This window comes from Micromonospora sp. KLBMP9576, assembly GCF_050941805.1.
GTDB lineage: Bacteria > Actinomycetota > Actinomycetes > Mycobacteriales > Micromonosporaceae > Micromonospora.
Genome location: NZ_CP194567.1, coordinates 5,867,082 through 5,893,620 on the forward strand (window position 1 = coordinate 5,867,082; position 26,539 = coordinate 5,893,620).

The 26,539-nt window shown below is 74.6% G+C and carries 24 protein-coding genes; 12 read left to right on the forward strand and 12 right to left on the reverse strand.

The window, feature by feature from the left end:
* Positions 1–14: 14 nt before the first annotated feature.
* From ACQ452_RS26100 to ACQ452_RS26125, 6 genes are all read right to left on the reverse strand, one after another.
* Positions 15–407, reverse strand: coding sequence for a phage holin family protein (locus tag ACQ452_RS26100; protein WP_433388139.1), 393 nt, complete (start codon positions 405–407; stop codon positions 15–17).
* Positions 404–1,096, reverse strand: a complete 693-nt coding sequence (locus ACQ452_RS26105) for a hypothetical protein (protein WP_433388141.1) — start codon at positions 1,094–1,096, stop codon at positions 404–406. The genes ACQ452_RS26100 and ACQ452_RS26105 overlap by 4 nt, the downstream gene beginning before the upstream one ends.
* Positions 1,097–1,863: 767 nt before the next feature.
* Positions 1,864–2,436 (reverse strand): DUF3263 domain-containing protein, encoded by a 573-nt coding sequence (locus ACQ452_RS26110; protein ID WP_433388144.1) that lies wholly within the window; start codon positions 2,434–2,436, stop codon positions 1,864–1,866.
* A 245-nt stretch (positions 2,437–2,681) separates the two neighbouring features.
* On the reverse strand, positions 2,682–3,698 hold the full coding sequence (locus tag ACQ452_RS26115; protein WP_433388147.1) for an ABC transporter permease subunit: 1,017 nt from the start codon (positions 3,696–3,698) through the stop codon (positions 2,682–2,684).
* Positions 3,695–4,618 (reverse strand): ATP-binding cassette domain-containing protein, encoded by a 924-nt coding sequence (locus ACQ452_RS26120; RefSeq protein ID WP_433394428.1) that lies wholly within the window; start codon positions 4,616–4,618, stop codon positions 3,695–3,697. The genes ACQ452_RS26115 and ACQ452_RS26120 overlap by 4 nt, the downstream gene beginning before the upstream one ends.
* A 274-nt stretch (positions 4,619–4,892) precedes the next feature.
* Positions 4,893–5,678 carry a DeoR/GlpR family DNA-binding transcription regulator gene (locus ACQ452_RS26125; RefSeq protein ID WP_433388150.1) on the reverse strand — a complete coding sequence of 262 codons (786 nt, stop codon included), beginning with the start codon at positions 5,676–5,678 and terminating at the stop codon, positions 4,893–4,895.
* 192 nt (positions 5,679–5,870) lie between these two features.
* Here ACQ452_RS26125 and ACQ452_RS26130 point away from each other — a divergent pair, with 192 nt between their 5' ends.
* From ACQ452_RS26130 to nagA, 3 genes are read left to right on the forward strand one after another with little or no spacing between them, the layout of a single operon-like run.
* Positions 5,871–6,800, forward strand: a complete 930-nt coding sequence (locus ACQ452_RS26130) for an SIS domain-containing protein (protein ID WP_433388152.1) — start codon at positions 5,871–5,873, stop codon at positions 6,798–6,800.
* Complete coding sequence (locus ACQ452_RS26135; RefSeq protein WP_433388154.1) at positions 6,797–7,729, forward strand: ROK family protein; 933 nt, start codon at positions 6,797–6,799, stop codon at positions 7,727–7,729. Before ACQ452_RS26130 ends, ACQ452_RS26135 begins: the two co-directional genes overlap by 4 nt.
* Positions 7,729–8,838, forward strand: a complete 1,110-nt coding sequence (nagA, locus tag ACQ452_RS26140; protein WP_433388155.1) for an N-acetylglucosamine-6-phosphate deacetylase — start codon at positions 7,729–7,731, stop codon at positions 8,836–8,838. The genes ACQ452_RS26135 and nagA overlap by 1 nt, the downstream gene beginning before the upstream one ends.
* A 199-nt stretch (positions 8,839–9,037) precedes the next feature.
* Here the strand turns inward: nagA and ACQ452_RS26145 are convergent, their stop codons facing one another.
* On the reverse strand, positions 9,038–10,267 hold the full coding sequence (locus ACQ452_RS26145; protein ID WP_433388158.1) for a DUF4032 domain-containing protein: 1,230 nt from the start codon (positions 10,265–10,267) through the stop codon (positions 9,038–9,040).
* Positions 10,268–10,380: 113 nt separating this feature from the next.
* Between ACQ452_RS26145 and ACQ452_RS26150 the strand changes: the two genes are divergently transcribed.
* Positions 10,381–11,148 carry a phosphatase PAP2 family protein gene (locus ACQ452_RS26150; protein ID WP_433388161.1) on the forward strand — a complete coding sequence of 256 codons (768 nt, stop codon included), beginning with the start codon at positions 10,381–10,383 and terminating at the stop codon, positions 11,146–11,148.
* 9 nt (positions 11,149–11,157) lie between these two features.
* Complete coding sequence (locus tag ACQ452_RS26155) at positions 11,158–12,396, forward strand: APC family permease (protein ID WP_433388163.1); 1,239 nt, start codon at positions 11,158–11,160, stop codon at positions 12,394–12,396.
* A gap of 39 nt (positions 12,397–12,435) precedes the next feature.
* On the opposite strand, the gene ACQ452_RS26160 is transcribed toward ACQ452_RS26155, so the two are convergent.
* On the reverse strand, positions 12,436–14,226 hold the full coding sequence (locus tag ACQ452_RS26160; protein ID WP_433388166.1) for an NAD-binding protein: 1,791 nt from the start codon (positions 14,224–14,226) through the stop codon (positions 12,436–12,438).
* Positions 14,227–14,317: 91 nt separating this feature from the next.
* On the opposite strand from ACQ452_RS26160, the gene ACQ452_RS26165 reads away from it, so the two are divergent.
* The 4 genes from ACQ452_RS26165 (at position 14,318) to ACQ452_RS26180 (ending at position 18,418) form a co-directional block, all read left to right on the forward strand.
* Positions 14,318–14,806, forward strand: a complete 489-nt coding sequence (locus tag ACQ452_RS26165; protein WP_433388169.1) for an MSMEG_6728 family protein — start codon at positions 14,318–14,320, stop codon at positions 14,804–14,806.
* 83 nt (positions 14,807–14,889) lie between these two features.
* Positions 14,890–16,449, forward strand: a complete 1,560-nt coding sequence (locus tag ACQ452_RS26170) for a hydroxysqualene dehydroxylase (RefSeq protein ID WP_433388171.1) — start codon at positions 14,890–14,892, stop codon at positions 16,447–16,449.
* A 102-nt stretch (positions 16,450–16,551) separates the two neighbouring features.
* Entirely contained in the window at positions 16,552–17,727 is a 1,176-nt protein-coding gene (locus ACQ452_RS26175; protein WP_433388173.1) for a hypothetical protein, read from the forward strand.
* Between the two features lie 247 nt (positions 17,728–17,974).
* Complete coding sequence (locus ACQ452_RS26180; RefSeq protein ID WP_433388176.1) at positions 17,975–18,418, forward strand: HNH endonuclease; 444 nt, start codon at positions 17,975–17,977, stop codon at positions 18,416–18,418.
* 85 nt (positions 18,419–18,503) lie between these two features.
* Here the strand turns inward: ACQ452_RS26180 and ACQ452_RS26185 are convergent, their stop codons facing one another.
* From ACQ452_RS26185 to ACQ452_RS26195, 3 genes are all read right to left on the reverse strand, one after another.
* A complete protein-coding gene (locus ACQ452_RS26185) occupies positions 18,504–19,112 on the reverse strand; it encodes a hypothetical protein (protein WP_433388178.1) in 609 nt (202 codons plus the stop codon).
* 109 nt (positions 19,113–19,221) lie between these two features.
* Complete coding sequence (locus ACQ452_RS26190) at positions 19,222–19,992, reverse strand: enoyl-CoA hydratase/isomerase family protein (RefSeq protein WP_433388179.1); 771 nt, start codon at positions 19,990–19,992, stop codon at positions 19,222–19,224.
* 124 nt (positions 19,993–20,116) lie between these two features.
* Positions 20,117–22,510, reverse strand: coding sequence for a M4 family metallopeptidase (locus tag ACQ452_RS26195; protein ID WP_433388180.1), 2,394 nt, complete (start codon positions 22,508–22,510; stop codon positions 20,117–20,119).
* A 182-nt stretch (positions 22,511–22,692) separates the two neighbouring features.
* Between ACQ452_RS26195 and ACQ452_RS26200 the strand changes: the two genes are divergently transcribed.
* The 3 genes from ACQ452_RS26200 to ACQ452_RS26210 all read left to right on the forward strand — a co-directional run bounded on the left by ACQ452_RS26200 (position 22,693) and on the right by ACQ452_RS26210 (position 25,503).
* Positions 22,693–23,199, forward strand: coding sequence for a hypothetical protein (locus tag ACQ452_RS26200; RefSeq protein WP_433388182.1), 507 nt, complete (start codon positions 22,693–22,695; stop codon positions 23,197–23,199).
* Positions 23,200–23,320: 121 nt separating this feature from the next.
* A complete protein-coding gene (locus ACQ452_RS26205; protein WP_433388184.1) occupies positions 23,321–24,943 on the forward strand; it encodes a succinic semialdehyde dehydrogenase in 1,623 nt (540 codons plus the stop codon).
* Positions 24,940–25,503 carry a TetR/AcrR family transcriptional regulator gene (locus tag ACQ452_RS26210; RefSeq protein ID WP_433388186.1) on the forward strand — a complete coding sequence of 188 codons (564 nt, stop codon included), beginning with the start codon at positions 24,940–24,942 and terminating at the stop codon, positions 25,501–25,503. Before ACQ452_RS26205 ends, ACQ452_RS26210 begins: the two co-directional genes overlap by 4 nt.
* On the opposite strand, the gene ACQ452_RS26215 is transcribed toward ACQ452_RS26210, so the two are convergent.
* Positions 25,481–26,473: an ArsR/SmtB family transcription factor gene (locus ACQ452_RS26215; RefSeq protein WP_433388188.1), complete on the reverse strand. Its 993-nt coding sequence runs from the start codon at positions 26,471–26,473 to the stop codon at positions 25,481–25,483. The two genes, ACQ452_RS26210 and ACQ452_RS26215, sit on opposite strands and share 23 nt — an antisense overlap.
* Positions 26,474–26,539 lie beyond the last annotated feature (66 nt).

Below are 26,539 nucleotides of genomic sequence, written 5' to 3' on the forward strand. Positions count from 1 at the left end.
TCCTCCCGGCTGGTTCAGCGGCCTCGCACCGCGTTCGGCATCTCCCGCGCCGTCTGCTTCGTCCGAGGCAGTACCGACCGTAGCTGCGCCAGTTTCGTCCGCGCGTTGGCGAGCAGGACGGCCGTGACGATCCCCCAGAGGACGGCCACGATCAACGCGGCCCAGCCCTGGTCCATCACGTTGGACAGCCCCCACCACAGCGCGTACGACACGAACAGCACCGTCAGGAAGCCGGCCAGCGCGGCCCCGCCGAACATCCCGCCGGCCTTGCCGGCCTGGCCCGCCTCCTCGCGAAGCTCCGCCTTGGCCAGTTCGACCTCCTTGCGGACCAGCGTGGAGAAGTCGCGGGTCACGTCGCCCAGCAGGTCGCCGACCGACTGGTTCCGTTCCTTCTCCGGGGCACTCACGGCGCCACCCCGCCCGGTATGTCCTGCCCGGGTCGGCCGGGCGGCGAGGCGTTACGCACCCGGGCGGTGCCGGTGTACGCCTCCTCGGGCACGTACGGCGCCTCGACCGTGCGCTCGTACGGCTGCGGCCCACTCCGGCCGGCCGCACCCGTCGGCTGGCTCTCCGGCCGGCCCGCCGTGCGCGCCCCGTCGCCCGGGGCCGTCAGGTTCCGGGTGAACCGCCCGACCAGTACGCCGGCCACGGCCGCTCCCGCCAGGAAGGTGCCCGGGTGCCGGCGCGCGTACGCCCGCACCTCGTCGACCACCGCCCCGGGTTCGCGTTCGTCGAGCCAGCCGGCCGCCTGCTGGGCGGCGTCCGCCACCCGGCGGACCGCCTGACTGGCCATGCCGGAGTCCTCGCTGCGCTCCGCCATCGAGCCGAGTTCCCGCCCGATGCCGCGCAGCCCTTCGGCGGCCCGGTGCTGCTGCGTCCGGACCTGGTCGTGCAACTGCGTGCGGGTCTCACCCGTCAGGTCGTGTGCCTGCCGGCGGACTTCCGACGCCACGTGCCCGCCCTGTTCGGCGGCTGCGTGCGCGACCTGCCCGCCGGCCTGGGTCGCCTGGTGCCCGACCCGGGACGCCTCCTGCCGGGCCCGCTGTCCGGTGCCGTTCGCACCGTCCGGTGGCCGGCTCGGGTTGATCTGCGTCATCGCCGCTCCCCTCCGTCGGCCCCGGGCCGCAGGTCACGGCCCGGAACGTGAACCGGCCGCGAGTACGCGGCCCGGAACGACACCCGGGTACCCGTACGGATCGCCGGCATTCCGTCGCGGGCACCCCGGAAGGGGCCGGCCTCGCCGGGCGACGTGTGCGAACGCTCAGCACGGCTGCGCTGCCGGCTGCGGGGCACGGCTGCGCCGCCCGTCGCGGATCAGAACGAAACCTTGGTGCGGAGCGGCCCCCTCCAGGGGCCATTCGTCACCAAGGTCGGGTGAATCCTGGCTCGTCCTCGCTGATCGGTGAGCGGGATCCGCCCAGGTGCCGGACGGCGGAGGATCCGCCCACGAGACGCTTTCGAGCTGATGTCGTAAACGATTCACCGGCCCGCTGATGCCGCGGCACCCCAGGCACCAGCGCCGACGCAAGACGCCTCAGACGCCCGGCACCACCGCCGACCCAAAGCGTTTCAGACCCGCCCGCCCCAGCCGATGCCACGGCGCCTCAGACACCGCACCGCACCAACATCGCCTGATGTCACAAACGACTCAGCTCCAAAGCGTCCGCACGACCTACACCCCTGGGTGAATGCGTCGAGGTCGAGGCCAGCCTGCCGCCGCCGGACCCACCCCCGGCTGCCTGGCAGAGCACTCGGTAGTCGGCTGCGGTTGCTGGCAGCGCGACGGCCCGATAAGCCCCCATTCTTATCATTTTCCCCCGTTCTCGACCAACGGCCGCCTTCGGGTTCATACCAGGTGACGGGTCAGCGACGGCGGTTGCGGGCCCGGGAGGACCGCAACCGGCGTAGCCGGCCGATCAGCACCGGCTCGGCGGCGAGAGCGGCCGGGTTGTCGAGCAACGCGTTGAGCAGTTGGTAGTAGCGGGTCGCCGAGACTCCGAAGGTGTCCCGGATGGCCTGTTCCTTCGCGCCGGCGTGCCGCCACCACTGCTGTTCGAAGGCGAGGATGCCCCGTTCCCGCTCAGCGAGGCCGCCGCCCGTCCGGGCATCCGCCGGCTGAACGCCGACGTCACCGGACACGGCACCGGCCTCGACGCCACCTGGCAGGACACCGGCCTCGACGTCACCTGTCGGGGCGGTGACGTGAGCGGCCGCCACGGCGGCGTCACGAGCTGGCGCGGGGGCCGGGGAGGGCGGCGCCGAGGCGGCGTCCGGGTCCGCCGCCGGGCGGGGCTGCGGAACGGCTGGCGCACCGGCGGCGGGGCTGGTACGTGGCTGGGGGACGACCCTTGCGGCGTCCCGCGCCACCGCGGGCTCGCCGTGCCCGCCCGCCGTGGGCGGCTCGGTGGCGGCCGGGGCGGAGTCGGCGGGCTGCATGGCGCTCCTCGTGGGCTGCGGGCGGCACACCACGACGCCGGCCCGGGGGGTCACCAGCCTAACCAGGGCCGACCTGGGTTCGCATCGGACGACGGTGCCACAAAGTGACGACCCCGGTTCATCCCGTGCCCACGCCCGGCCGCTCGCCGCACGCCGCCGGCAGCCCGCGGCGGCGCGCGTGCCGCCCGGCACGGCGGCGGCGCGACCGGGGGCCGGGGAGGGCCGCCGGTCGTGCCGCCCCACGATCAGGCGATGTCGCGCCGGCGCATCGTCCAGAGGGCCGCACCGAGGATCACCGTGAGCCCGACCGCCATCATCACCGAGGACTGCTGCCAGGTGATGTCCAACGTGGCGGGTTCGCAGTTGCCGAAGTAGTTGACCTGGCAGGCGTCGTAGTTCTGCAGCGTCACCTTCTTGTCCAGCCACGCCAGGGCGTAGGTGGGCAGCAGCCACGCCTCGGCGAAGCGCACTCCCGCCATCTCCAGCAGGATGGCGAGGCCGAACTGCCCGACGACCATCACGGCGATCGCTCCGCCCAGGGCCATCGCGGTGTGCCGCCCCAGCGAGGCGAGCGCGAAGCCGATGGTCGCGGCGACCAGGGCGAGCACCAGCCCGCGCAGCCCGGTGAGGGCAAAGGACTGCCACGCCCCGGAGGTCATCTTCTCCGTGTTGCCGTGGAGGGTGGCGACGAGCCAGAAACTGCCGAACCAGAGCGCCGTCGCGGGTACGGCCAGGACGACCATCCCGGTGAGCAGCGCCGCCAGCTTCGTCAGGAGTACGGTCAGCCGCTTCGGCCGCCACAGCAGCAGGTTCATCATGCCGCCGGTGTTCCACTCCGCCCCGACGAAGGAGGCGCCGACGACGAACCCGACCAGCGCCAGGATCGCCGCGAGCGGCAGCAGCGCGGCGCCGAAGTCCTTGCGGAACTCGAAGGTGGAGGGCAGGTACCACTCCGCCTGGATCGCGTCCCGTGGCGGCGGCTGGATGGCCGCGCAGTCCTCCGGGAACTGGTCGTCGTTGCCCGTACCGGCGGCCTTCGCCTTGTCGCACTCCGCCCGGTACTGCGCGTTGTGCTGGACGTCCCGCTGCCACTGCTGCTCGGCGGCGCGCTCGGCCTTGGCCAGCGTGCCGGCGTCGATCTTCTCGTTGGTGACGAAGATGCCCACCACCACCGCTGCCAGCACCAGCAGGCCCAGCAGGCTCATCCATCGGGTGAAGCGCCGCTTGGCGAGCCGGCGCAGCTCCGTACGGTAGAGGCTCACGCGCCCCACCCTCCTCCGGTGGGACCGGGCTGCGCCGTTCCACCGACCTTCGTGGACTGGTCGACCTGCCGGTGCTGGCCGGGTACCGGCGCGGTGGCGGTCAGTTCGAGGAACACGCTCTCCAGGTCGACGGCGACCGGGGCCAGTTCGCTGACGTAGAGGCCCTGCTCGGCCAGCAGCCGGGTCACCGTCGCGGGCTTGTCCACCCCGGCGAGCATCAGGTGGTCGGGGTGACCGTCCACCTGGATTCCGGCGCGGGTGAGCGCCTCCGTGGCGACCGGCAGGTCGGTGACCGCCTCCAGCCGCACCCGGACCGAGCCGGACGAGTGCTGGGCGAGCACCTGTTCGACGGGTCCGTAGGACACCCGCCGGCCGAGCGAGATGATGGTGACCGAGTCGCAGATCAGCTGGATCTCGCCGAGGATGTGGCTGGAGAGCACCACGCTCATGCCCGACTCGGCGAGGTTGCGCGTCAGCGTGCGCATCTCCCGGATGCCGCCCGGGTCGAGCCCGTTGGCCGGCTCGTCGAGGATCAGCAGCTTGGGGTTCTTGAGCAGGGCCGAGGCGACCGCGAGGCGCTGCTTCATGCCGAGCGAGTAGGTCTTGACCCGCTCGCCGGCGCGGTCGCGCAGCCCGACGAGTTCGAGCACCTCGTCGACCCGGTGTTGCGGCACCTCACCGGCGCCGGCGAGCAGGGACAGGGTGTCCCGCGCGGAGAAGTGCGGGAAGAACTGCGGGCTCTCCACGATGGCGCCGACCTGGCCGGCGACGGTCGGCAGCGCCGCGGGCACCTCGTGTCCGAGGATGGCCATCCGGCCGCCGTCGGGCCGGATCAGGCCGAGCAGCGTACGCAGCGTGGTGGTCTTGCCGGAGCCGTTGGGGCCCAGGAAGCCGTGTACCTGCCCCTCTTCGACCCGCATGTCGAAACCGTCCAGCGCGTTGCGGGTGCCGCGCCGACGGCTCTTGTACGTCTTGCGGAGACCTTCGATCTCCAGGACAGCTGGCAAGCTGCACCTCCCCCGATGGGCCTATGACACGCGACACCATACGCGGTATGCAGTGCCCCGCAATACCCGGTATGCAACGACACGCCGATTCGGACGGACAGCGGCCCGCGACACGGCGCCGGGAGAGGGCGGGCCGGGTGACCACCGACCCCGCGCGCGGGAGGAACAGCCCGGCCCGCCGTGGAACTCAGGCGCAGATGACTGTCACGCCGGCGGCGCGGAAACCCTCCACCACCTCCGGGTCGGCCCCGGAGTCGGTGACCAGCGTCTCCACCCGGTCCACGGGGCAGATCCGGGCGAAGGCGTGACCGCCCAGCTTGGACGAATCGGCGATGATCACCACGCGCTTGGCGCGGGCCACCATGAGGTTGTTCATCGCCGCCTCGCCCTCGTGGTGGGCGGCGGCGCCGAGCTGCGGGTCGATGGCGTCCACGCCGAGCAGGGCCACGTCCAGGGTGACCTCGCGCAGCAGCGCCCCGCCCAGCGGGCCGACCAGCTCGAACGACTTCGGGCGGACCACGCCGCCGGCCACCACGACCTTCATCCGGGAGCGGACCAGCAGCTCGTTGGCGATGTTCAGCGCGTTCGTGACGACGGTGAGCTGGGCGCCCTCGGCGTTGGTGTTCAGGTCGGGCCGGACCGCGAGGGCCCGGGCCACCTCGGTGCTGGTCGTGCCGCCGTTGAGGCCCACCACGGTGCCGGGGGTGACCAGGGCCGCCGCGGCGGCCCCGATGCGCTGCTTCTCCGCCGAGTGCTTGGCGGTCTTGTAGCGCAGCGGCAGGTCGTACGAGACGCCGTTGGCGACCGCGCCACCCCGGGTCCTGGTGATCATCTGCTGCTGGGCGAGCTGGTCGAAGTCGCGCCGGATGGTGGCCTGGGAGACGTCCAGTCGCGAGGCGGCCTCCTCGACGCTGACCCGGCCGCTGTCGGTCAGCATCTCGAGCAGGGCGTTCCATCTGGCGTACCGGTCCACCCGGACCCTCCCGTTACTGCGCGGTCGGTGATTGAATGCGTGCACAGTAGTGCGCGAAACTACGCGGGCGCAAAACACCGACGTGCGCGATACGGGGCTGGTTGCCACGGCCAGCGCCTTTCGCGCAGAATAACGCGCGAAAGGCGGCTCTTACGAGCCGTATTGCGCACCGCTGCCTGCGTAGGAGTTCTCATGTCGTACGTCGACGCCGAGATCGCGAGCCAGCCCGACTGCTGGCGGGAGGCGGCGCGGCTGGCCGCCACCGTGACCGACCGGCTCCCCCGCCCCGGCGAGCGGGTCGCCGTCGTCGGTTGCGGCACGTCGTGGTTCATGGCGATGGCGTACGCGGCCCGCCGCGAGCACCTCGGCCAGGGCGAGACCGACGCCTTCCAGGCCTCCGAGTTCCCCGCCGGGCGGCGCTACGACCGGCTCGTCGCGATCACCCGCTCCGGCACCACCACCGAGGTCACCGACCTGCTCGCCGCCCTGCGCGGAAGGATGCCGAGCACCGTCCTGGTCGGCGACCCCGGCTCCCCCGCCGTCGCGCTGGCCGACTCGGCGGTCACCCTGCCCTTCGCCGACGAGCGCTCGGTGGTGCAGACCCGCTTCGCGACCACCGCGCTGACCCTGCTCCGCGCCCACCTCGGCGACAACATCGACGCGCTCGCCGCGGACGCGGAGGTCGCCGTGCGCGCCCCGCTGCCGATCGACCCCGCCGGGATCGAACAGGCCACCTTCCTCGGCCGTGGGTGGACCGTCGGGCTCGCCCAGGAGGCGGCGCTGAAGTGCCGGGAGGCGGCCACCTTCTGGGCCGAGGCGTATCCGGCTATGGACTACCGGCACGGGCCGATCTCGATCGCCGCGCCGGGCCGCCTGGTCTGGGCCTTCGGCGAGCTGCCCGAGGGGCTGCCGGCCGACGTGGCGGCGACGGGGGCGGCGTTCGTGCACAGCCGCACCCACGGCTGCCGCACGGTGCTGGGCAGTTGGGCCGCCGGCCGTACGCCGGTCGACCCGATGGCCGACCTGATCCTGGCGCAGCGGTTCGCCGTCGCGCTCGCCACCAGCCGGGGCCTCGACCCCGACGTGCCCCGGCACCTGACCCGGTCAGTGGTACTGGCGTGAGCGCGGGACACGGGTCGACCGACGTCGTCATCGCGCTGGACGTCGGTGGCACCGGGATGAAATGCGCCCTGGTCGGGGCGGACGGGGCCGTGCTGCACACCGAACGGCACACCACCGACGCCGGGCGCGGCCCGCACGCCGTGGTGCAGACCGTCCTGGCGGTCGCCGAAGGGCTGGCCGGCAAGGCGCGCGCCGACGGGCTCGAACCGGTCGCGGCCGGCATCGCGGTGCCCGGGGTGATCGACGAGTCGCGCGGGGTCGCCGTCTGGTCCGCGAACCTGGGCTTCCGGGACGTACCGCTGCGGGAGCTGGCCCGGGAGCGGCTCGGCCTGCCGACGGCGCTCGGCCACGACGTGCGCGCCGGCGGCCTGGCCGAGGCCCGGCTCGGCGCGGGCCGCGACGGCGGGCACGTCCTCTTCGTCGCGATCGGCACCGGCATCGCCGCCGCCCACGTGGTCGCCGGCACCGCCGCCACCGGCGCGCACGGCGCCGCGGGCGAGATCGGCCACATCCTGGTACGCCCCGGCGGGCCGCGCTGCGGCTGCGGCCGTCCCGGTTGCCTGGAGGCGGTGTCCTCCGCCGCCGCCATCGGGCGGCGCTACTCGGCGCTGGTGGGCGTGCCGGTGACCGCCGCCGAGGTCGCCGAGCGGGCGGCGGCCGGCGAGCCGCTGGCGGTGGACGTCTGGCGAAAGGCCATCGAGGCGCTCGCCGACGGCCTCGCCACCGGCCAGGCCCTCTTCGACGTGGAGACCGTCGTGCTCGGTGGCGGGCTGGCCCGGGCCGGCGCGCGACTGTTCGACCCGCTGCGGGCGGCGCTGCACGAGCGGATGACGTTCCACCGGGAGCCGCGCCTGGTCGCGGCGGCCCTCGGCGACGAGGCCGGCTGCCTCGGCGCCGCCCTGCTCGCCCTCGACAGTCTGGAGAAGTGATGTCCCAACGGGTGAACGGCAAGGTCGTGACTCCGACCGGCGTGATCCGGCAGGGCTGCGTGGAGTTGGACGAGGGCCGGATCAGGGCGGTGGCGGAGTACCCGTCGGTCCACGACGGACACTGGATCGTGCCCGGCTTCGTCGACATGCACACGCACGGCGGCGGCGGGCACACCTTCACCACCGGCGACGCCGGGCAGGCCCGACAGGTCGCCGACTTCCACCTGCGCCACGGCACCACCACCCTGCTCGCCAGCCTGGTCAGCTCGCCCTTCGACCTCATGCGCTCGGCCACCGAGGCGTTCGCCCCGCTGGTCACCGACGGGGTGCTGGCCGGGATCCACTTCGAGGGCCCCTATCTCTCCTCCGCCCGCTGCGGCGCACAGAATCCCGAGTACCTGCGCGACCCGTCGACGGACGAGTTGGCCGAGCTGATCAAGCTGGGCGAAGGGGCGGTCCGGATGGTGACCCTCGCCCCCGAGCGGAACGGCGCATTGGCGGCGATCAAGCTGCTCACCGCCCACCGGGTGGTCGCCGCGGTCGGCCACACCGACGCCACGTACGACGAGACCCGCGCCGCCGTCGCGGCGGGCGCGAGCGTCGGCACCCACCTGTTCAACGGGATGCGGCCGGTGCACCACCGCGAGCCCGGCCCGGTGGTGGCCCTGCTCGACGCCCCGAACGTGGTCTGCGAGCTGGTCGCCGACGGCGTGCACCTGCACGACGGGATGCTCACCTTCGCCACCTCGACGGCGGGCCCCGAGCGGGCCGCCCTGATCACCGACGCGATGGCCGCCGCCGGCATGCCCGACGGCGAGTACGACCTCGGCGGCCAGGCCGTCACGGTGGCCGACGGCGTGGCCCGGCTGGCCCGTGACGGCGCGATCGCCGGCAGCACCCTGACCATGGACGCCGCGCTGCGGCACGCGGTGGCCGCCGGGATCCCGATCGCGGACGCCGTCCGGATGGCCGCCACCACGCCGGCCCGCGCCATCGGCCTCGGCGACCAGCTTGGCGCGCTCCAGGTCGGGCTCCGGGCCGACCTGGTGATGCTCGACGACGACCTGAACGTGGTCCGGGTGATGCGCGGCGGTTCCTGGGTGGAGTGACCGCCGGACCGGGACGTGGCAGGTCCGGACGCGACCGGACCTGCCGGACCGGTCGCGCCACGTCCGGTCCCGCCGGGGCCCCCGGGTCGCTGTCGCTGTCGCTGTCGAGCTGAATCGTCTACGACATCAGCTCGAAAGGGCCGAGACAACCCACCACCCGAGGAGGAACGCCGGCCCGCGCTGCGCCCCGGGGCGGGCGTCAGGCGTCAGGTGCCAGGCCGTGGGGGGCGGGGACCTCGTCGCCGAGCACCGCCTGCTCGTCGGGGCGGTGCACGAGCACGTCCGAGAGGAACGACTGCACGGCCGGGGCCATCCCCACGTCCCGGCCGGCCCGCTCGGAGAGCAGCCACTTGTGCTCGATGATCTGCGCGAAGACCTCCTGCGGCTCCAGCTTGCGGCGCAGGTGCGCGGGCACGGCCCGGACCACCGGTTCGAAGACCTCGGTCAACCAGCGGTGCGCGGCCTGCTGCTCGTCGGTCAGGTCACTCTCGGCCCGGTAGGCGTCGAGGTCGTTGAGCAGCCGGCGGGCCTGGTTCTCCTCGGCGTCGAGGCCGGTCAGGCGCAGCAGCCGCCGGGTGTGGTAACCGGCGTCGACCACCTTGGGCCGGACCAGGTAGCGGCCGTTGTCGATAGTGGACATCGCCACCTCGGCGACGTCGAAGCCCAACTCGTTGAGGCGGCGGATCCGCCCCTCGATGTCGTGCCGGGCCTCCCGCTCGATCTGCTGCTCGTAGGTGATCTCGTGCCACAGCCGCTCGTAGCGCTGCACGACCTCCTCGCAGACCGTCTCCGGGTCGATCGACTCGTGCAGCAGCCCGGCGGCCTGGAGGTCGAGCGCCTCACCGAAGATGTTGACCCGGGCGATCTCCAGGTCCTCGCCGCGCTGGCCGTTGGAGAGCGAGTGGTGCAGCGCCCCGGTCTCGGCGTCCACCAGGTACGCGGCGAACGCCCCCGCGTCCCGCCGGAACAGCGTGTTCGACAGCGAGCAGTCGCCCCAGAAGAAGCCCGTCAGGTGCATCCGGACGATCAGCGCGGCCAACGCGTCGAGCAGCCGGCCCATCGTCTCCGGGCGCAGGGTGTGCGAGAAGAGCGCCCGGTAGGGCAGCGAGAACTGCAGGTGCCGGGTGATCAGCACCGACTCGAGGGGTTCCCCGTCCTCTGTCTGCCGGTCGGCGACGATCGCCACCGCCTCGACCGACGGGAAGTCGATCCGCTCCAGGGCGCGGAGCAGGTCATACTCCCGCTCGGCGATCCGCTCGCGGGTCTCCTTGAACGCGTAGACGTACTCACCCAGCCGGACGAAGCGGACGATGTGCCGGGAGATGCCCTGGGGCAACGCCACCAGGTGTTGCGCAGGCCACTCCTCCAGCGGGGTCGACCAGGGGAGGTCGAGCAGCGCCGGGTCCACGAGGGCCGAGGTGATCCGCACGGGGACAAGTCTGACGGGTTCCCCCCGCCGAGCGCCTCCCTTCGTGGCTCGGCACACAGGGCGGCCCCGGCCCGTCCCGGTCCGGCGCCGAGCGGGGCCGGTAGCGTGACGGGGTGCGGGAGACCACGACGGTACGGGGAAAGGCGCAGCTCCGGCCGGTCCGGCCGGCCGGCTGGTGGTTCGACGCGCTGCTGCTCACCGCCCTCGTCGGATTGACCGTGGCCCTCGCCGACGAGCGGCTCTTCGGGATCGACCGTGCGATCGCCGACTGGTCGCAGGCGCACCGGCCCACGGCCGCGCACTGGACGGCGGTGGTCCTCAACTACCTCGGCCAGGGCACCCCGTTGACGTTGATCGCCCTGGGGCTCGGGGTGCTGCTCGCGGTGCGGCTGAGATCCGTCCGCCCGGTGCTGCCGCCGGTGCTCGCCTTCGCCCTCAGCTACCTGACCATCGGCCCGCTCAAGGTGTGGACCGCCCGACCCGCGCCCAGCGCGAGCGTCAAGAAACCCTTCCTGCCCGCCGAGCAGACCCTCCCGCTGTTCCAGGACGAGCTGCCACTGCGGTTCGCCCAGTCCTACCCCTCCGGCCACGTCGCGAACGCCATCCTCTGGTACGGCGTCATCGCCCTGCTGCTCGTCCCGCTGCTGCGCACGTACGGCCGGACGGTGCCGCCCCGGCTGGTCACCGTCGTCCGGGTGGTGCCGCCGCTCGTGGTGCTCTGCACCACCACCTACCTGGGCTGGCACTGGCTGACCGACTCGGTCGCCGGGCTACTGCTGGGACTTCTCCTCGACCGGCTGGTGCACCGGGTGCCCTGGGACGACCTGCCGTTGCCGGGGGCGTTGCGGGACTGGAACCGCCCGTTCATCTCCGCCCCCTAGGGTCTCGCCGTGGAGCAACTGGCGCGCCGCCTGGGCGTAGCGGATGCGGTGGTCATCGGCCTGGGGTCGATGCTCGGCGCGGGCATCTTCGTGGTCTTCGCGCCCGCCGCGGCGGTGGCCGGCGGGGCCGGGCTGCTGGCGGCGCTCGTGCTGGCCGGCGCCATCGCCTTCTGCAACGCGACCAGCTCGGCCCGGCTCGCGGCCCGCTACCCCGAGTCCGGCGGCACCTACGTGTACGGGCGGGAGCGGCTCGGCCCGTTCGCCGGGTTCCTGGCCGGCTGGGGTTTCGTGGTCGGCAAGACGGCGAGCTGCGCGGCGATGGCGCTGACCATCGGGGCGTACCTCTGGCCGGGGCAGGCCCGGCTCGTCGCCGTCGGCGCGGTGGCGGCGGTTACCGCCGTGAACCTGCGCGGCATCGGCAGGACCGCGACCGCGACGAAGGTGCTGGTCGGCGTGGTGCTGGCGGTGCTGACCCTGGTCGCGGTGGCCGGCGCGGCCGGCGGCGACGTCTCGCTCGACCGGCTCGGCGACCTCGACGGCGGCGGGCGGGGCGTGCTCACCGCCGCCGGGCTGCTCTTCTTCGCCTTCGCCGGGTACGCCCGGATCGCCACCCTCGGCGAGGAGGTACGCGACCCGGCGCGGACCATTCCCCGGGCGGTCCCGCTGGCCCTCGGCGTGGTGCTGGCGGTCTACCTGCTGCTCGCCGTGGTGGCTGTCGGCGTGCTCGGGGCCGACCGGCTGGCCGCATCCGCCGCGCCCCTGGCCGACGTGGTGACGGCCGCCGGGCTGCCCGGGCTGGCGTGGCTGGTGCGGGCCGGGGCGACCGTGGCGGTGACCGGGGTCCTGCTCTCCCTGCTCGCCGGGGTGGGCCGCACCGCGCTGGCGATGGCCCGCCGCGGCGACCTGCCGGGGGCGCTCGCCGCCGTGCACCCGGTGCACCGGGTGCCGCACCGGGCTGAGCTGGCCGTGGCCGCCGTGGTGGTGGCGGTCGTGCTGCTGGGCGACGTGCGCGACGCGATCGGCTTCTCCAGCTGCACCGTGCTGGTCTACTACGCGATCACCAACGCGGCCGCGCTGACGCTGGGCCGGGACCCCGGCCGGCGGCTGCCGGTGCGCGCGCTGGCCGTGCTGGGGCTGGCCGGCTGCCTGCTGCTCGCGGTCAACCTGCCGCCGGCCAGCGTGCTCGCCGGCACCGCCGTGCTCGCCGTCGGCGCCCTCTGGTACGCCCTGCGCCCCCACCGGGTCTGACGCCCTTCCGGGGCGCGCAGCACGGCGGACCGGGCGCCGTCACTCCTCCGGCTGGCGGGGCGTGGGCGCGACGGGGTCCTCCGGCGGGGGCGCGGCCTCGCGGAGCAGGGCGCTCAGGGCGGCCCGGCGGGCCACCACGGTCAGCCGGTCGCCCGCGACGATGACCAGGCGCGCGTCGGGCGTCCAGTCGAGGCGTTGGCCGGCCCGGGCGTGCGCCAGCAGGCGTACGCTCTCGGCCCGCCCGACGGCGGCGAGCGGCCGGCCGTCCAGCGACGAGCCGGCGTTGACGGAGACCTCGGTGACCAGCAGCGCGTGCCGGCCGACGGGAATCGTGGCGATCACGGCGCGGTCCACCAGCGCGGCGGCGAACGACGGCGCCGCGAGGTAGGACACGCTGCGCGAGACGCCGATCCCGAAGGCCTGCTGGATGCGTTCGGCGAAGTGGCCGTCGAAGAGGCGCAGCACCACCTGGAGTTCCGGGTTGACGGCCCGGCCGTTGAGCGCCGCCTGGAGGTTGGTCTCGTCGTCGGTGGAGACCACCACCAGCGCCTGGCAGGCGCCCACCGACGCCGACTGGAGGGTCTCCTCCAGGGCGGCGTCCCCCACGATCAGCGGTACGCCCAGCCGCCGGGCCAGCGCGCCGCCGCGCGGCTCGGGCAGCTTGTCGATCGCCACCACCTCGACGCCGAAGTCACAGAGCTGGGCCATCACCCGGGTGCCGACGTTGCCGAGCCCGACCACCACCACGTGCCCGGAGCGCTCGGGCTGGATGCGGCCGGAGTGCAGGGCCAGCCGGGCGTTGACGACGCCGTCCACCACCACGGCCGTGATCAGCGGGATCAGCGCCAGCCCGGCCAGGTTGAGCACCACCTGCATGACCTGTTCGGCGGCCGACTTGTTCGGGTCGGGATCCTGCCCGGTGAGGGTGGTCACCAGCGTGAGGTAGAGCGAGTCCCCCCAGTCCTCCTCGTGCGCGGCATAGCCGTTGAGCCAGCCGAGCGCGCCGATCACCGCCAGCAGCACGATCACCGCGATGCCGATCTTGCGGGTGGCGAAGCTGCGCACGGCGCGCAGCAGCACCGTCAGCGGCCGGCGACGCCGGCGGGCCCGCCTCAGCCGGCGGGCGGCCAGCTCCGTGCCGGGCGGCGTCCCGGTCGCCTCGGCGATCACCAGGTCGGCCGAGGACTCGGCGGCGGGCAGCAGTCGGACCTGCTGCGGGTCGCGGGTGTCGGCCACCCCGCAGACCACGTCGGTCGGGCGGACGTCCTCGCGGCGGGCCACGTACAGGGTGCGCCCGCCGTGGCGGAAGTGGGTGGGGGCGACCTCGCCGAGCGCGGCGGCCACGAAGGCCGGGGCGGCCATGGAGGCGTCGGAGAGCACCGCCGAGTCGGGGAAGATCTGCCGCACCCCGTTGGCGAGGCCGGTGTTGAACATCCGCACCACCAGGCGCAGCCGGGGCTCGACCTCCTGGGCGCACAGCGCGGCGTGCATGTTGCCGACGTCGTCCTGGTGCAGCAGGGCCAGCCCGTCGGCGCCGGCCAGCCCGGCCCGGCGGAAGGTGACCTCGTCGAGCCGGTCGGCGCGTACCACCTCGACGCCCTGCAGGTCGCGCCCGTCGGGCTCGTCGGAACTCGGCCGTTCGGGGACGACCAGGGTGATCCGGACGCGGCCGGCCTGCAACTCGGTGGCGAGCAGCGCCCGCACCACCCAGTAGGCGAGGGCGTCGCGGCCACAGACCACGTAGTGCGCCGCCCGTGCGTCCCCGTTGACCCGTAGCCGCCGGCTGGCACGCCGCGCACGATCCAGCAGGGGCTCCGGCATGTGCCGCATCGTAGTCAGCCGGTCGCGCCGCACGCAGCCCCCTGATCATGGGCGCTGGTCGTGCCGGCATGTCCGGCGCGGCGACGGGTAGAGCAGCCGCATGCAGACGTTCCTGCCGTACCCGGACTTTCTGGCCAGCGCCCGGACGCTGGACCAGAAGCGGCTCGGCAAGCAGCGGGTGGAGGCCATCCAGGTGCTGCGCGGGCTGACCTGGCCCACGTACGGCTGGCGAAACCACCCGGCGGTGAAGATGTGGGCCGGATACGAGGAGGCCCTCACCCGCTACGGGCTGGACGTCTGCGCGGTCTGGTGCGAGCCCGGCCGGGCCGACACCTGCGCCGCCACGATGACCACCGACCTGGCCGCCGCCTGCGGCCTGACCCGGGTCCGCACCCAGGCCGAGCTGGCCGAGGCCGGGGAGCTGCCGCCGTGGCTGGGCCGCGACGAGGTGCACCTGAGTCACCGCTCGTCGCTGCTGCGCAAGGACCCCGGGCACTACGGGCCGGTCTTCGGCGCCGACGTCCCGCCCGACCTGGAGTACGTCTGGCCCGCCTCGGACCGCGAGCGCCGCTGCCTGCCGCCGGCCTGAGACCGGGGGCCGTCGCGGTACGGGACGGAGCGCTTCCCCGCCTGCGGGGGCAGACTGGAGGCTCATCGGGCGGGAAGGTGCACATGGCGCTGTCGAAGATGGTCGGTCGGCTCATCGGCGTACGCGAGCACGAGGTGGACCCGGGCGGTGGCGGCGCCCCCCGCGTGCCGCGTCAGGTGCGGGCCGTGGTGGTCGGCGGCGGCATCGCCGGCATGTCCGCGGCGGTGGTGCTGGCCGAACGCGGCGTGGACGTGACGGTGCTGGAGGCGGCGCCGACGCTCGGCGGACGCCTCGGGGCGTGGCCGGAGACGCTCGCCGACGGCACCCGGCAGATGAACGAGCACGGCTTCCACGCGTTCTTCCGACAGTACTACAACTGGCGGTCGATCCTGCGCCGCGTCGACCCGGGGCTCGGCTTCCTGCGGCCGGTGCCCGGCTATCCGATCCTCAGCGAGCAGTGGCCCACCGAGGAGTTCGGCCGGCTGCCGCCCGCGCCGCCGGCGAACCTGCTGGCGCTGCTGCTGCGCAGCCCCAGCCTGCGCCTCGGGGACCTGCGCGGGATGGACCGGGACGCGGCCCTGCCGCTGCTGACCTACGACGCGCGGCGCACCTACGCCGAGTTCGACGACACCACCGCCGACGCGCTGCTCACCTCGCTGCGGCTGCCGGACCGGGCCCGGGCGATGCTCTTCGAGGTCTTCTCCCACTCGTTCTTCAACCACGAGGCGGAGATGTCGGCCGCCGAGATGATCGCGCAGTTCCACTTCTACCTGCTGGGCAATCCGGAGGGGTTGGCCTTCGACTGCCCCGACGAGGACTACGCGTCGGCCATCTGGGAGCCGCTGACCCGGCACGTCGAGAAGCAGGGCGGCCGGGTGGTCACGGGTGCCGCCGTCACCGCCGTGACCCGCGACGGCGACGGGTGGCGGGTGGCGACGGCGGACGGCACGTCGTACGCCGCCGGGCACGTGGTGCTCGCCGTCGACCCGCCGGCCCTGGCCGCGCTCGTCGGGGCCTCGCCCGGCCTGGCCGGGCACGCGCCCCGGCTGGCGGCGCGGATGCCCGCGTACGGCCGGCCCGGCCCGCCGTACGCGGTGGCCCGCTACTGGTGCGACGGGGACGTGGGCGCGGACCGGGCGGTGTTCAGCGGGGTGTCGCGGCAGCCCACCCTGGACTCGGTGACCCTCTACCACCGGCTGGAGAACGAGTCGCGCCGCTGGGCGGCCGGCACCGGCGGCTCGGTGGTGGAGCTGCACGCGTACGCCTGCGACGAGGGGGTGCCCGCCGAGGAGTTGGCCGAACGGATGCGGGTCGAGCTGGTTGCGCTCTGGCCGGAGGCGGCCCGGTTGCGCGTCCGCGAACTGCGCGCCCGGGTGGAGGCGCAGGCACCGGCGTTCACGCCGGGCAGCCACTCCTGGCGGCCGGGGGTGCGCACCGATGCGGACGGGCTCTACCTGGCCGGCGACGGCATCCGGACGGACTTCCCGAGCGCGCTGATGGAGCGGTCGGCGGCCACGGGGATCGTCGCGGCCAACCACATCCTGCGGGCCGAGGGTGGCGCGGCCGAGCCGGTCCGCTCGATCCGGCCCCGGGGGCTGCTCGCGGGCCGGAGCGGCGTCGCGGGGCGCGCCGGGCGTGGATGAGGCCGCTGCCGCGCACCGCACGAGAGTGACGAAAGCGGGCAAATGGTACGCCTGGTTCGCCTAGGCTGATCCTCGACTGGGGTGAGCCGGGAGGTGAGCGGGATGTCGCCGCACACGGACTACGGCCCGCTCACGGCCGACGTGCCGCGCGACGACGCGTATCCGCTGATCCGGGACGAACGGGCCTGCATCGTCACCGCCCTGCGGCTCGGTTGGTGGATGGCGGACGGCTACCACCACGCGCAGACCGTCGAGCTGGGCGACACTGGGGCCAACCGGCCGGCGGGCGCCCCGGCGAAGCTGTCCAACCTGACCGAGATGTCGGGGCGGCGGCGGATGCGGATGTACCTGGACGGCGTGGAGGTCGCGCTCGCCCAGATCGCCGAGCTGACCCGGCGCGTCGGACCCGTGCCCACCACCGCCGACGCCCACGCCCGGCTGGCCGACCCGGCCATGGACGCCGACGCGCTGCTGCTCGCCCTCGACGACCTCAACGTGGAGCTGCTGCGCTGGACGATGGCCACCAACCAGCGCGTCGGGCTGGCCTACCGGCTGGGACGCTCGCTCGCCGACACCGTCCGGCGCGGCGACGCCGAGCAGGTGACCCGCCGCTTCGGCGGCCGGCACATCGAGATCGGGCGCTGGCTGGGCGAGCTGGCCACCGTGCTGCCCCCGTACTCGGCCGCCGTGGTCCGCCGGTCGCTGTCGGCGTGGGCGTCGGCGGTCACCCGGGCGGGCGTGGGCGACCCGACCGAGGCGGGGTTGCCCGAGTTGGCCCGGGAACTGCGCAACCAGGGCGAGCTGTGGCAGGGGGTGCTCACCGGCGGGCTGCACCCCAGGGACCTGCTGGACGAGGAGGACTACGCGATCGTCGCCCGGAACCTGATCATCCGGGACCGCAAGCTGGTGGTGCAGGCCGTCCGGGGGATCTTCTGGCCGGTGCTCGTGCCGCTGCTCGCCGTGCTCTTCGCCGTGGTCGGGGTGAGCGCGCTCGCCGCCGGCGGCACACCGGTGACCCGGGCCGCCGTGGCCCTGCTCGGGCTCGGCGCCGGGCTGGCCGCGATCTGGCGTACGGTCTCCGGCCCGGCGCTCGCCGTCGCCGGCGAGGTCAACCGGCCGCTGTTGGAGAGCGAACTGACCGCCCGGATGGCCGTCCGCATCGACCGGCCGCTGGCCGCCGCGCGGGCCGCCGGCCGCGCACGCCGGCAGCGTCGCCCCGACGAGCCGGGACCTCGATCGAAACCCGTTGCTCCGCTGTCCCCCGCCGACCTACCGTGATCGCGCAAGGTCAACCACCGCCGCGGGAGCTGGTCATGTCGATGTCGCACACCACCTGTGTGCCGTCGTACCTGCCCACGCGTCCGGCATCGCCGGCGAGCGGCGGCGGACGCCGAGCCGAACGCCCCGGGGGCGGCCGGCCCGACTGACGCGTGCCCGCACGACCTCGAGCCGCCCCCGCACACGCCGGCCGGGCGGCTCTTCCGCTGCCCGGGCCGGGCCGGCACCGCCACGAAGGGAGACACCGGTGGACGCCGTCCTCGTCGTCAACGCCGACCTCGGCCCGCTGCACCGGGTCACCGTCCAACACGCCATCCGGATGCTCTGCCGGCGGGTCGCCGAGATCCACGAGGCCGAGCCGGACCGGCTCATCGGGGTCTTCCCCGTGCCCCGGGTGGTGCGCCTCGTCCGCTACGTGGTGACCCGGTGGCGGTTCAGCGCCGGCCCGGCCTGGTCCAGGGCGGGGGTGCTGCGGCGCGACGGGGGCCGCTGCGCGTACTGCGGCGGGTCGGCCGGCACCGTCGACCACGTCCTGCCCCGCTCGCGCGGCGGCCGGAACACCTGGCGGAACACGACCGCCGCCTGCTACGGCTGCAACCAGCGCAAGGGCGACCGGACACCCGCCGAGGCGGGCATGCCGCTGCGGCGCGAACCGGCGCCCCCGAGCTGGGCGTCGCTGACCGGGCGGTGACGGGCCGGCCGGCGGGATCGGGGGGTCGCGTCGGGGGGTACGCCCCTCGGCGCGGCGCCCGCCGGCCCCCGGTCCGGTGAACGGCTCACCCGGCCGGCTCTCCCGTCGACACCTGCGGCTCGGGGTGGGCGCGCAGGAACGCCCGCGCCTGCCGCTCGTGCCGGGCGGTCAGCGCGGCGGGCAGGCCGATCGCCACGGCCAACAGCAGCGCCAGCGCCAGCCACCCGGGGCCCCACTGGACGAAGGCCTGCCCGACCTGCGCCAGGACCACCCCGGACAGCGGAATCCACCCGGCCCACTGGCCGTCCATCTGCGCGGCCACCCGGCGCACCAGCGGCAGGTCCTCGTCCCGCACCGGCAGCAGACCCCGCGCCTGCCGGACCAGCTCCCGCCGGCGCGACCGGTTCTCCCCCCACAGCGGGGAGCGCGCGTTGCGCCGGTAGCGACCGGTCCTGACGAGATACAGCGCGCCGCCGAACAGGACGAGGGCCCCCGCGCCGACCAGGACCAGCCCGAGCACCGTCGCCCAGCCCGGCGCTTCGCCCCAGGCGGGCACGTCCAGATCGAGTTCGATGCCGAGCGCGACCAGCCCCGCGCCCGCGAGGGTGCCGAACAGCGCCACGCCGACGTTCAGCAGCAGGAACCGGCGGCGGCCTCGCCGGATCCGTGACTGTTCAGACTCTGCGCCTTCCACAGTGACCCCTTCGCCGATCCCGGTGTCATTCATACCTGCGTTCCCCTCGGGCAACTCTGTCTGACGAACGTGCGGACGGTCGTCGCCCGGAAGCCGCGGCAGACCGCCGTCAGGGCCGGGCGGGCGTCCAGCCGAAGCGCGGTGCGCGGCGCTCGTGGAAGGCGGCGACGCCCTCGCGGGCCTCGCCGCTGGCCCGGACCTGCCCGTGCCACCAGGCGATCCGGTCGTCGTCCGCCCGGTCGTCCACGATCTCCTTGGCCGCCGCGACGCTGAGCTGCGACCGGGCGACCATCGCGGCGGTGAGGTCGTCCACCCGGGCGGCGAGCCGGTCGGCCGGCAGCACCTCGTCGACGAGGCCCACCCGCAGCGCCCGTTCGGCATCGATCAGCTCGGCCGTGAAGAGCAGGTGCTTGGCCGCGCCCGGGCCGACCAGCCGGGCCAGCCGGCGGGTGGTCGGCGCCGGGTACACCAGGCCCAGCCGGGCCGGCGGTACGCCGAAGCGCGCGTCGTCGGCGGCGATGCGCAGGTCACAGGCGACGGCGAGCTGGCAGCCGCCGCCGACGCACGCGCCCCGCACGACGGCGACCGTCGGCCTGGCGAAGGCGGCGAGCCGCTGCTCGGCGGCGACCGCGATGCTGGCGTCGCCGGCGTCCAGCAGCTCGTCCAGGTCGCCCAGGTCGGCGCCGGCGCAGAAGGTGCCGCCGGCGCCGGTGAGCACCAGCACCCGGACGGTGGGGTCGGCCGCCAGCCCGTCGAGCAGCCCCGGCAGCCGCCGCCACATCCCGGCGGTCATCGCGTTGCGGCGGGCCGGGTTGTGGATCACGATCGTCGCCACCGGCCCGGTCACCTCGACGAGGAGTTCCGCGTCCGTCACCGTCACCAACTCCTCCGGGTGTCCCGCCCTCCGCCGCCGGGAGCGGCGGCACGTCGCCCCGGCGACCATAACGGCGCGGGCCCGGCGGCCACCCTGGTGGGGTGGCCGCCGGGCCCCGGGAGCACTCAGCTCAGGAGACGTTGAGCGCGGTGTCGTCCACGACGAACGAGGTCTTGAGCGACGAGTCCTCGGTGCCGGTGAACCGCAGGGTCACGCTCTGCCCCTTGTACGCGGCCAGCGAGAACGACTTCTGGCTGTACCCGGCGGCCTTGTTCAGGTTCGAGTACGTGGCCAGGGTCGCCAGCACCGTCCCGGCGGAGTTGAGCACCTGCACCCGCAGCGTGTCGTACGCGGTGCTGGTGGTGGTCTCCGTCGAGTCGATGTGCAGCCAGAAGCTGAAGTTGTACGACGTGCACCCGGCCGGCAGGCTCACCGACTGGGCGAGCGTCTCGGTGCGGGTGCTGCCGTACCCGTTCAGCCACGCGCTCCAGGTGCCGGTGCGGGCCGGCTGCGCGGTGCCGTGCTGGCCGATCACACCCGAGCTCTGCGTCCAGGTCGCGGCCCCGGACTCGAAGCCGGCGTTGCCGAGCTTCTGACCCGGGCTGGTGCAGCCGCCGCCCGCGCCGTTCACGGTCAGCGCGTAGGTGGCGGTGCGGGTGACCGCGCCGGCGCCGTTGACGGTGATCGTGTAGGTGCCCGCCGGCGTACCGGCCGTGGTGGCGACGGTCAGGGTCGACGAGCCGCCCGAGGTCACCGAGGCCGGGCTGAACGAGGCGGTCGCGCCGCTCGGCAGGCCGGTGGCCGACAGCGTCACGGTCTGCGCCGAGCCGCTGGTGGTGGCGGTCGCCACGGTGGTGGAGACCGAGCCGCCCGGGTTCACCGCGCCGGAGGTCGGCGAGAGCGAGACCGAGAAGTCGTTGCCGGTCGAGCACGGCGCGTCGTTGCCGGCCACGTTCACCGCGGTCCAGGCCGCCTGGACGGTGCGGTACTCGGTGGAGCAGCTGCCGTACAGGTCGGTGGCGGCGCGCAGGCTGTACGCCCGCGCGGTGTTCGCCGGGTTGCTGGTGTTCACGTACGAGGTGTTGGAGGTGAAGTACGCGTCCAGCGCCCGCCACCAGATCTTCTCGGCCTTGACGCGGCCGATGCCGGTCACCGCCGGGGCGGAGCCGCAGATCGGCGAGGTGCCGTACGGGGTGGCGCCGGTGCCCTCGGCGAGGTTGAAGAAGAAGTGGTTGGCCACCCCGGACGAGTAGTGCACGTCCTTGTTCTTCGTGCTGGTGGACCAGCAGCTGTCGCCCGAGCCGTCGAGCGACGGGTTGTACATGTAGCGCAGCGGGGTGCCGTCGCCGTTGATGTCGATCTTCTCGCCGACCTGGTAGTCGCCGGGGTCGGCGGCGGTGTTGGCGTAGAACTCGACCATGTTGCCGAAGATGTCGCTGGTGGCCTCGTTGAGGCCGCCGGACTCGCCGGAGTAGGTGAGGCCGCCGGGGACGACGTTCTCGGTGACGCCGTGGCTCATCTCGTGGGCCGCCACGTCGATGGAGACCAGGGGGTTGGCGTTGCCCGAGCCGTCACCGTAGGTCATCCGGGAGCCGTCCCAGAAGGCGTTGACGTAGTTGTTGCCGTAGTGCACCCGGCTGGGCACGCCCTGGCCGTTGCCGAAGATGCCGTTGCGGCCGTGCACGTTCTTGAAGTAGTCGAAGGTCTTGGCGGCGCCGAAGTGCGCGTCCACGGCGGCGGACTGCCGGTTGGTGGCGGCGCCGGTGCCCCAGGTGTTGTCGGCGTCGGTGACCGTGGTGCACGTCGACGTGCCGTTGTTCATGTCGCACGTCGAGCCGTTGCCGCGGGTGGGGTCGACCATCGAGTAGGTGCTGCCCGACAGCGTGGTGTCGACCGTGACCGTGCCCGAGTAGACGCTGTTGCCCGTGCCGGCGACGGCCTCGATCTCGTCGTACGAGCCGATGACCTTGCCGGAGCTGGCGTCGGTGATGACGTGGAACTTCGACGGGGTCTGCCCGTCCGGCTGCCAGCCGGTGACGACGGTCTCCCAGGCCAGCCGGCCCTTGCCGGAGCTGGCGTCGACGAAGAGTTCCGGCGCGCCCACGGCGGTGAGCGTGCCGGAGAACTCGGCGCGGGCGGCCTTCTTCGCCGCGGCGGCGGGGACCTTCGCCGCGGTGGTCAGGGTCAGCGGGGCGTCCAGGCCGACCGAGGACCCGGCGTACCCGCCGTTCGGTGCGGTGTGGATGACGAAGTCACCGCCGTACACCCGCAGGCCCTGGTAGGTCCGGGTGTAGCGGGTGTGCGCGGCGCCGGTCGCGTCCACCTTGGTGCTGTGCACCTGGTAGGACTCGGCGCCGGTGCCCTGGACGGCGCCGGGGTTGGTCCGCAGGGCGCTCGCCGCGGCGGCGGCAGGCCCACCCGGGGCGGGGGCGGCGGTTGGTGCCGCGAGCGCCGGGGTGGCGACGCCGGTCAGCAGGCCGCTGGCGAGCAGGGCCGTACCGACGGCAGCAAGGGGTCTTTTCACGTGCCCTCCTGAACAGGGTGTGCGTGACAGGTGTAGTCACGCATGTAGATATAACGATGTAACGACCCGAAAGAGAAGGGGTGATCCAAAATCCGCCCCGGACACTGACCGTTCGGTGGAACCCGGGCCGGCGGGAACCCCGCCGGCACCCCGTGCGTCCGACCGGAATGAGATCAGCTTCGATGGCCGGAGTCAAGATCGCGGTGCTGGCGACGATCCTCTCCGCCTGCGCGACGACGCCACCTGCGGACCGACCGTCCCCGCCGGGGAGCGGCCCGGCGAGCGCGTCCGCACCGCCCGCCGCCGGGCCGACGCTCCCGCCGCCCACCACCGGGTCCGGGGCCAGCGCGGTCCGGGTCGTGCTGACCCGTTCGGGCGGGTTCGCCGGGCGGGGCGACACCCTGACCGTGGAACCCGACGGGCGGTGGACCGCCGTGGACCGCGCCGGGTCGCGCCGCACCGGCCGACTCTCCGACGCGGACCTGGACCGGCTGCGCCGGCTCGTCGCCGACCCGGCGCTCGCCGCCGAGGCCGGCTCCCCGCCGGCCGGCACCGCCTGCCAGGACGCCTACAGCTACCAACTGACCGTCGGCGCGGTGCGGGCCACCCACGTGGACTGCCCGGCCGACGGCGCCGCGCCGACGAAGACCCGCGCGGCGGTGGAGCTCCTGATGGCCGCCACCGGCTGACCGCCCCAGCCAGGCCGCCGGGAGCCCGCCGGGCGACCGACACCCGGGCGCCCGGCGGGCGCGGCGACGGCGGGACGGGCGGGAATGGCAACGCAACGTCGCGTTGCGTTACCGTGGGGGCATGACCACCACCGCGCTCCCCCCGCCCGCCGACCCGACGGGCGGCCCGGCCACCGGCAACCCGGCCGTCGCCGGACGCCCCCCGGCGCTGCCCGCCGGGGCCGCCGCGCTCGTCGGGCAGGTACGCGGCACCGGACCGGCGCTCACCGCCACCTCGCCGCTGACCGGCGACCGGACGGTCGACGTACCGTCGAGCACCCCCGCCGACGTCGACGACGCCTTCGCCGACGCACGCACCGCCCAGCGCTCCTGGGCCGGGCTCCCGACCGCCCGCCGGGCTGCCGTCCTGCTCCGGCTGCACGACCTGGTGCTCGACCGCCAGGCCGAAGGGCTGGACCTGGTGCAGCTCGAGGCCGGCAAGGCCCGCCGGCACGCGGTCGAGGAGGTCCTCGACGCCGCCATCAACGCCCGGTACTACGCCCGCGCCGCCGCCCGGCTGCTGCGCCCCCGCCGCCGCGCCGGGGCGCTGCCGGTACTCACCCGCGCCCGGGAGCTGCGCTTCCCGGTGGGCGTCGTCGGCGTCGTCTCGCCCTGGAACTACCCGCTCTCACTGGCCGCGTCCGAAGCGCTGCCCGCCCTGGCGGCCGGCAACGCCGTGGTGCACCGACCCGACCCGGCGACCATGCTCAGCGCGCTGTGGCTGCGCGCCCTCGCCGTCGAGGCGGGGCTGCCCCCGGCCCTCTGGCAGATCGTCGCCGGCGAGGGCGCCGACCTCGGGCCGCTGATCACGGACCGGGCCGACCTGGTCTGCTTCACCGGCTCCACCCGCGTCGGCCGGGAGGTCGCCACCCGGGCCGCGCGCCGGCTGGTCCCGTCGTCGCTGGAACTGGGCGGCAAGAACCCGCTACTCGTCCTCGACGACGCCGACCTGGACCGGGCGGTGGAGGGCGCCATCCGGGCCTGCTTCGCCAGCGCCGGGCAGCTCTGCGTCTCCATCGAACGCGTCTACGTCGCCGACCGGCTGCACGACGAGTTCCTGCGCCGCTTCGTCGCCCGCACCGCGACGCTGCGGCTGGGCGTGGGCGGGGACTTCGAGGCGGACCTCGGCTCGCTGGCCTCCGCCCGGCAGCTCGACACCGTCACCGCGCACGTCGCCGACGCCGTCGAGCGGGGCGCCACCCTGCACACCGGCGGCCGGCACCGCCCCGACATCGGCCCGTACGTCTTCGAACCGGCCGTGCTCACCGGCGTCGTCCCCGGCATGCGGATGTACGCCGAGGAGACCTTCGGCCCGGTCGTCGCGGTCCACCGCTTCGACACCGACGACGAGGCGGTGGCCCTGGCCAACGACACCGCGTACGGGCTGAACGCCAGCGTGTTCAGCGGCTCCGGGACGCGCGGCGAGGCGGTCGCGGCGCGCATCGACGCCGGCGCCGTCAACGTCGACGACGGCTACAGCGCCGTCTGGGGCAGCATCGACGCCCCGATGGGCGGCTGGAAGGACTCCGGGCTGGGCGGCCGGCACGGCGGCGCCGGACTGCTCCGGTTCACCCGCGTCAAGACCGTCGCCCGGCAGCGCGGGCTGGACCTGGCCCCCGCGTACCACCGGCCGGGGGCGCGGAGCGCGGCCTGGGCCCGGCGGATGACGACGGCGCTGCGCCTGCTGCGCCGCACCGGGCTGTGAGCACCCCGCGCGGCCCGCGCGGCGCCGAGGCGATCCACGCCGCCGTGCTGGACCTGCTGGCCGCCGACGGGTACGCCGCGCTGACCGTCGAGGGGGTGGCCAGGCGCTCCGGGATCAACAAGACCACCCTCTACCGGTGGTGGTCCGCCAAGCCGGCCCTGGTAGCGGCGACGTTCCGGCACGCCATCGCCCGGGACCTGCCCGTGCCCGACACCGGCACCCTGCGCGGCGACCTGACCGCCCTGCTCCGATCGAAGGCCGCGTTCTTCGCCGACGGGCCGGGGCGGCTCGCCGCCGACGTGCTCGCCCACACCGGCGCCGACGCCGAACTGGCCCGGCTCGCCGACGAACTCCTCGGCCAGCACCGCACCCACGTCGGGGAGGTGACCGGGCGGGCGCGCGCCCGGGGCGAGCTGGCCGGGCCTGTCGACGACGCGCTCCTGGCCGACCTGCTGCTCGGGCCGGTCTGGCTGCGGGCGGTGGTCACCCACCGCGCGCTGCCGCCCGCCGACGCCGAGGCCCTGGTCGACACCCTGCTCACCGGCCTGCGAACGGGCTGACGGTCGCGCCGGCCCCCAGCAGGTGCTCGCCCAGCGGGGTCGGCGCGTGCCGCACGGCGGAGCCGGCCCGGTGGGTCGTGATCAGCCCGGCCGAGCGCAGGACCGCGGTGTGCTGGCTCACCGAGGCAGCGGAGACGCCGACGTCGTGGGCGACCTGGGTGGTGCTCCGGCCGCCGGCCACCGCGCCCAGCACGGCCGCGCGGGTACGACCGAGGAGGTCGGCCAGGGGTGCGCTGGTGGTCAGCTCACGGCGCTTCCGCTCGACGGGGTAGGCCAGGATCATCGGGCCCGCCGGGTCGTCGAGGACGCACGGCTGCGGCAGGAAGTACGACGGCACGAGAGTGACGCCCCGGCCGGTCGGCGCGACGTCGAGCCGGGTCCCGTACGCGCACTCGTAGGACAGCCGGTAGGCCCCACCCGACGACGACCAGTGCAGGTAAGGGCTGAGGTCACGCAGGACCCGGTCGATCCCGGCCTCGGTCAGCGTGTGCCCACGGTTGGCCCGGTCAGCGTGCACGGCGGCGTCGATCTCCGCCCGGTACGGGGCGACCGCGACGGCGTGGAACGCCTCCATCGCGGCGCGCAGCCGCTGCCGCGCGCCGGGCGCACCGGCGGCCAGCTCACCGACCCGGGGCGGCAGGTCGCCGGCGTCCACCCGGGGCCCGAGTTCGGCGCGCAGGGTCGCGGCGGGCGCGGTGGACACCCGGTCCAGGGCGGCGGCGACGTCCGGGTCCGCACCGATCGGGGTGAGGAAGTCCGGCAGCCACCACGGCACGCGGCACAGGTCGAGGTAGGGGCGCATGACCGGGCGCAGGGCCGCCCGGGTCCGGGCCCGCCATCCTTCCAGGTGCCCGGGGACGGTCGGCGGGAACAGCCGCTGCCCCGCCGCCGCCAACTCCAGCGACACCGACGGGACGGGCCGGATCACCGTACGACTGAGGTCCGCCACATTCAGGTGCAGGGTCAGCACGCCGTTGACGGTAGCCGCCCTTCAGGCAGCTGTGAAAGGCGTGGCGACGCGGCCGGGGGCGGGTGA

Excerpts from the sequence above, each read along its gene's own strand:
- ACQ452_RS26105 (WP_433388141.1), bottom strand. The coding sequence starts at position 1,096 with ATGACGCAGATCAACCCGAGCCGGCCACCGGACGGTGCGAACGGCACC.
- ACQ452_RS26160 (WP_433388166.1), bottom strand. The coding sequence starts at position 14,226 with ATGCGGCACATGCCGGAGCCCCTGCTGGATCGTGCGCGGCGTGCCAGC.
- ACQ452_RS26200 (WP_433388182.1), top strand. The coding sequence starts at position 22,693 with ATGGCCGGAGTCAAGATCGCGGTGCTGGCGACGATCCTCTCCGCCTGC.
- ACQ452_RS26205 (WP_433388184.1), top strand. The coding sequence starts at position 23,321 with ATGACCACCACCGCGCTCCCCCCGCCCGCCGACCCGACGGGCGGCCCG.
- ACQ452_RS26165 (WP_433388169.1), top strand. The coding sequence starts at position 14,318 with ATGCAGACGTTCCTGCCGTACCCGGACTTTCTGGCCAGCGCCCGGACG.
- nagA (WP_433388155.1), top strand. The coding sequence starts at position 7,729 with ATGTCCCAACGGGTGAACGGCAAGGTCGTGACTCCGACCGGCGTGATC.
- ACQ452_RS26170 (WP_433388171.1), top strand. The coding sequence starts at position 14,890 with ATGGCGCTGTCGAAGATGGTCGGTCGGCTCATCGGCGTACGCGAGCAC.
- ACQ452_RS26130 (WP_433388152.1), top strand. The coding sequence starts at position 5,871 with ATGTCGTACGTCGACGCCGAGATCGCGAGCCAGCCCGACTGCTGGCGG.
- ACQ452_RS26175 (WP_433388173.1), top strand. The coding sequence starts at position 16,552 with ATGTCGCCGCACACGGACTACGGCCCGCTCACGGCCGACGTGCCGCGC.
- ACQ452_RS26110 (WP_433388144.1), bottom strand. The coding sequence starts at position 2,436 with ATGCAGCCCGCCGACTCCGCCCCGGCCGCCACCGAGCCGCCCACGGCG.
- ACQ452_RS26120 (WP_433394428.1), bottom strand. The coding sequence starts at position 4,618 with ATGCGGGTCGAAGAGGGGCAGGTACACGGCTTCCTGGGCCCCAACGGC.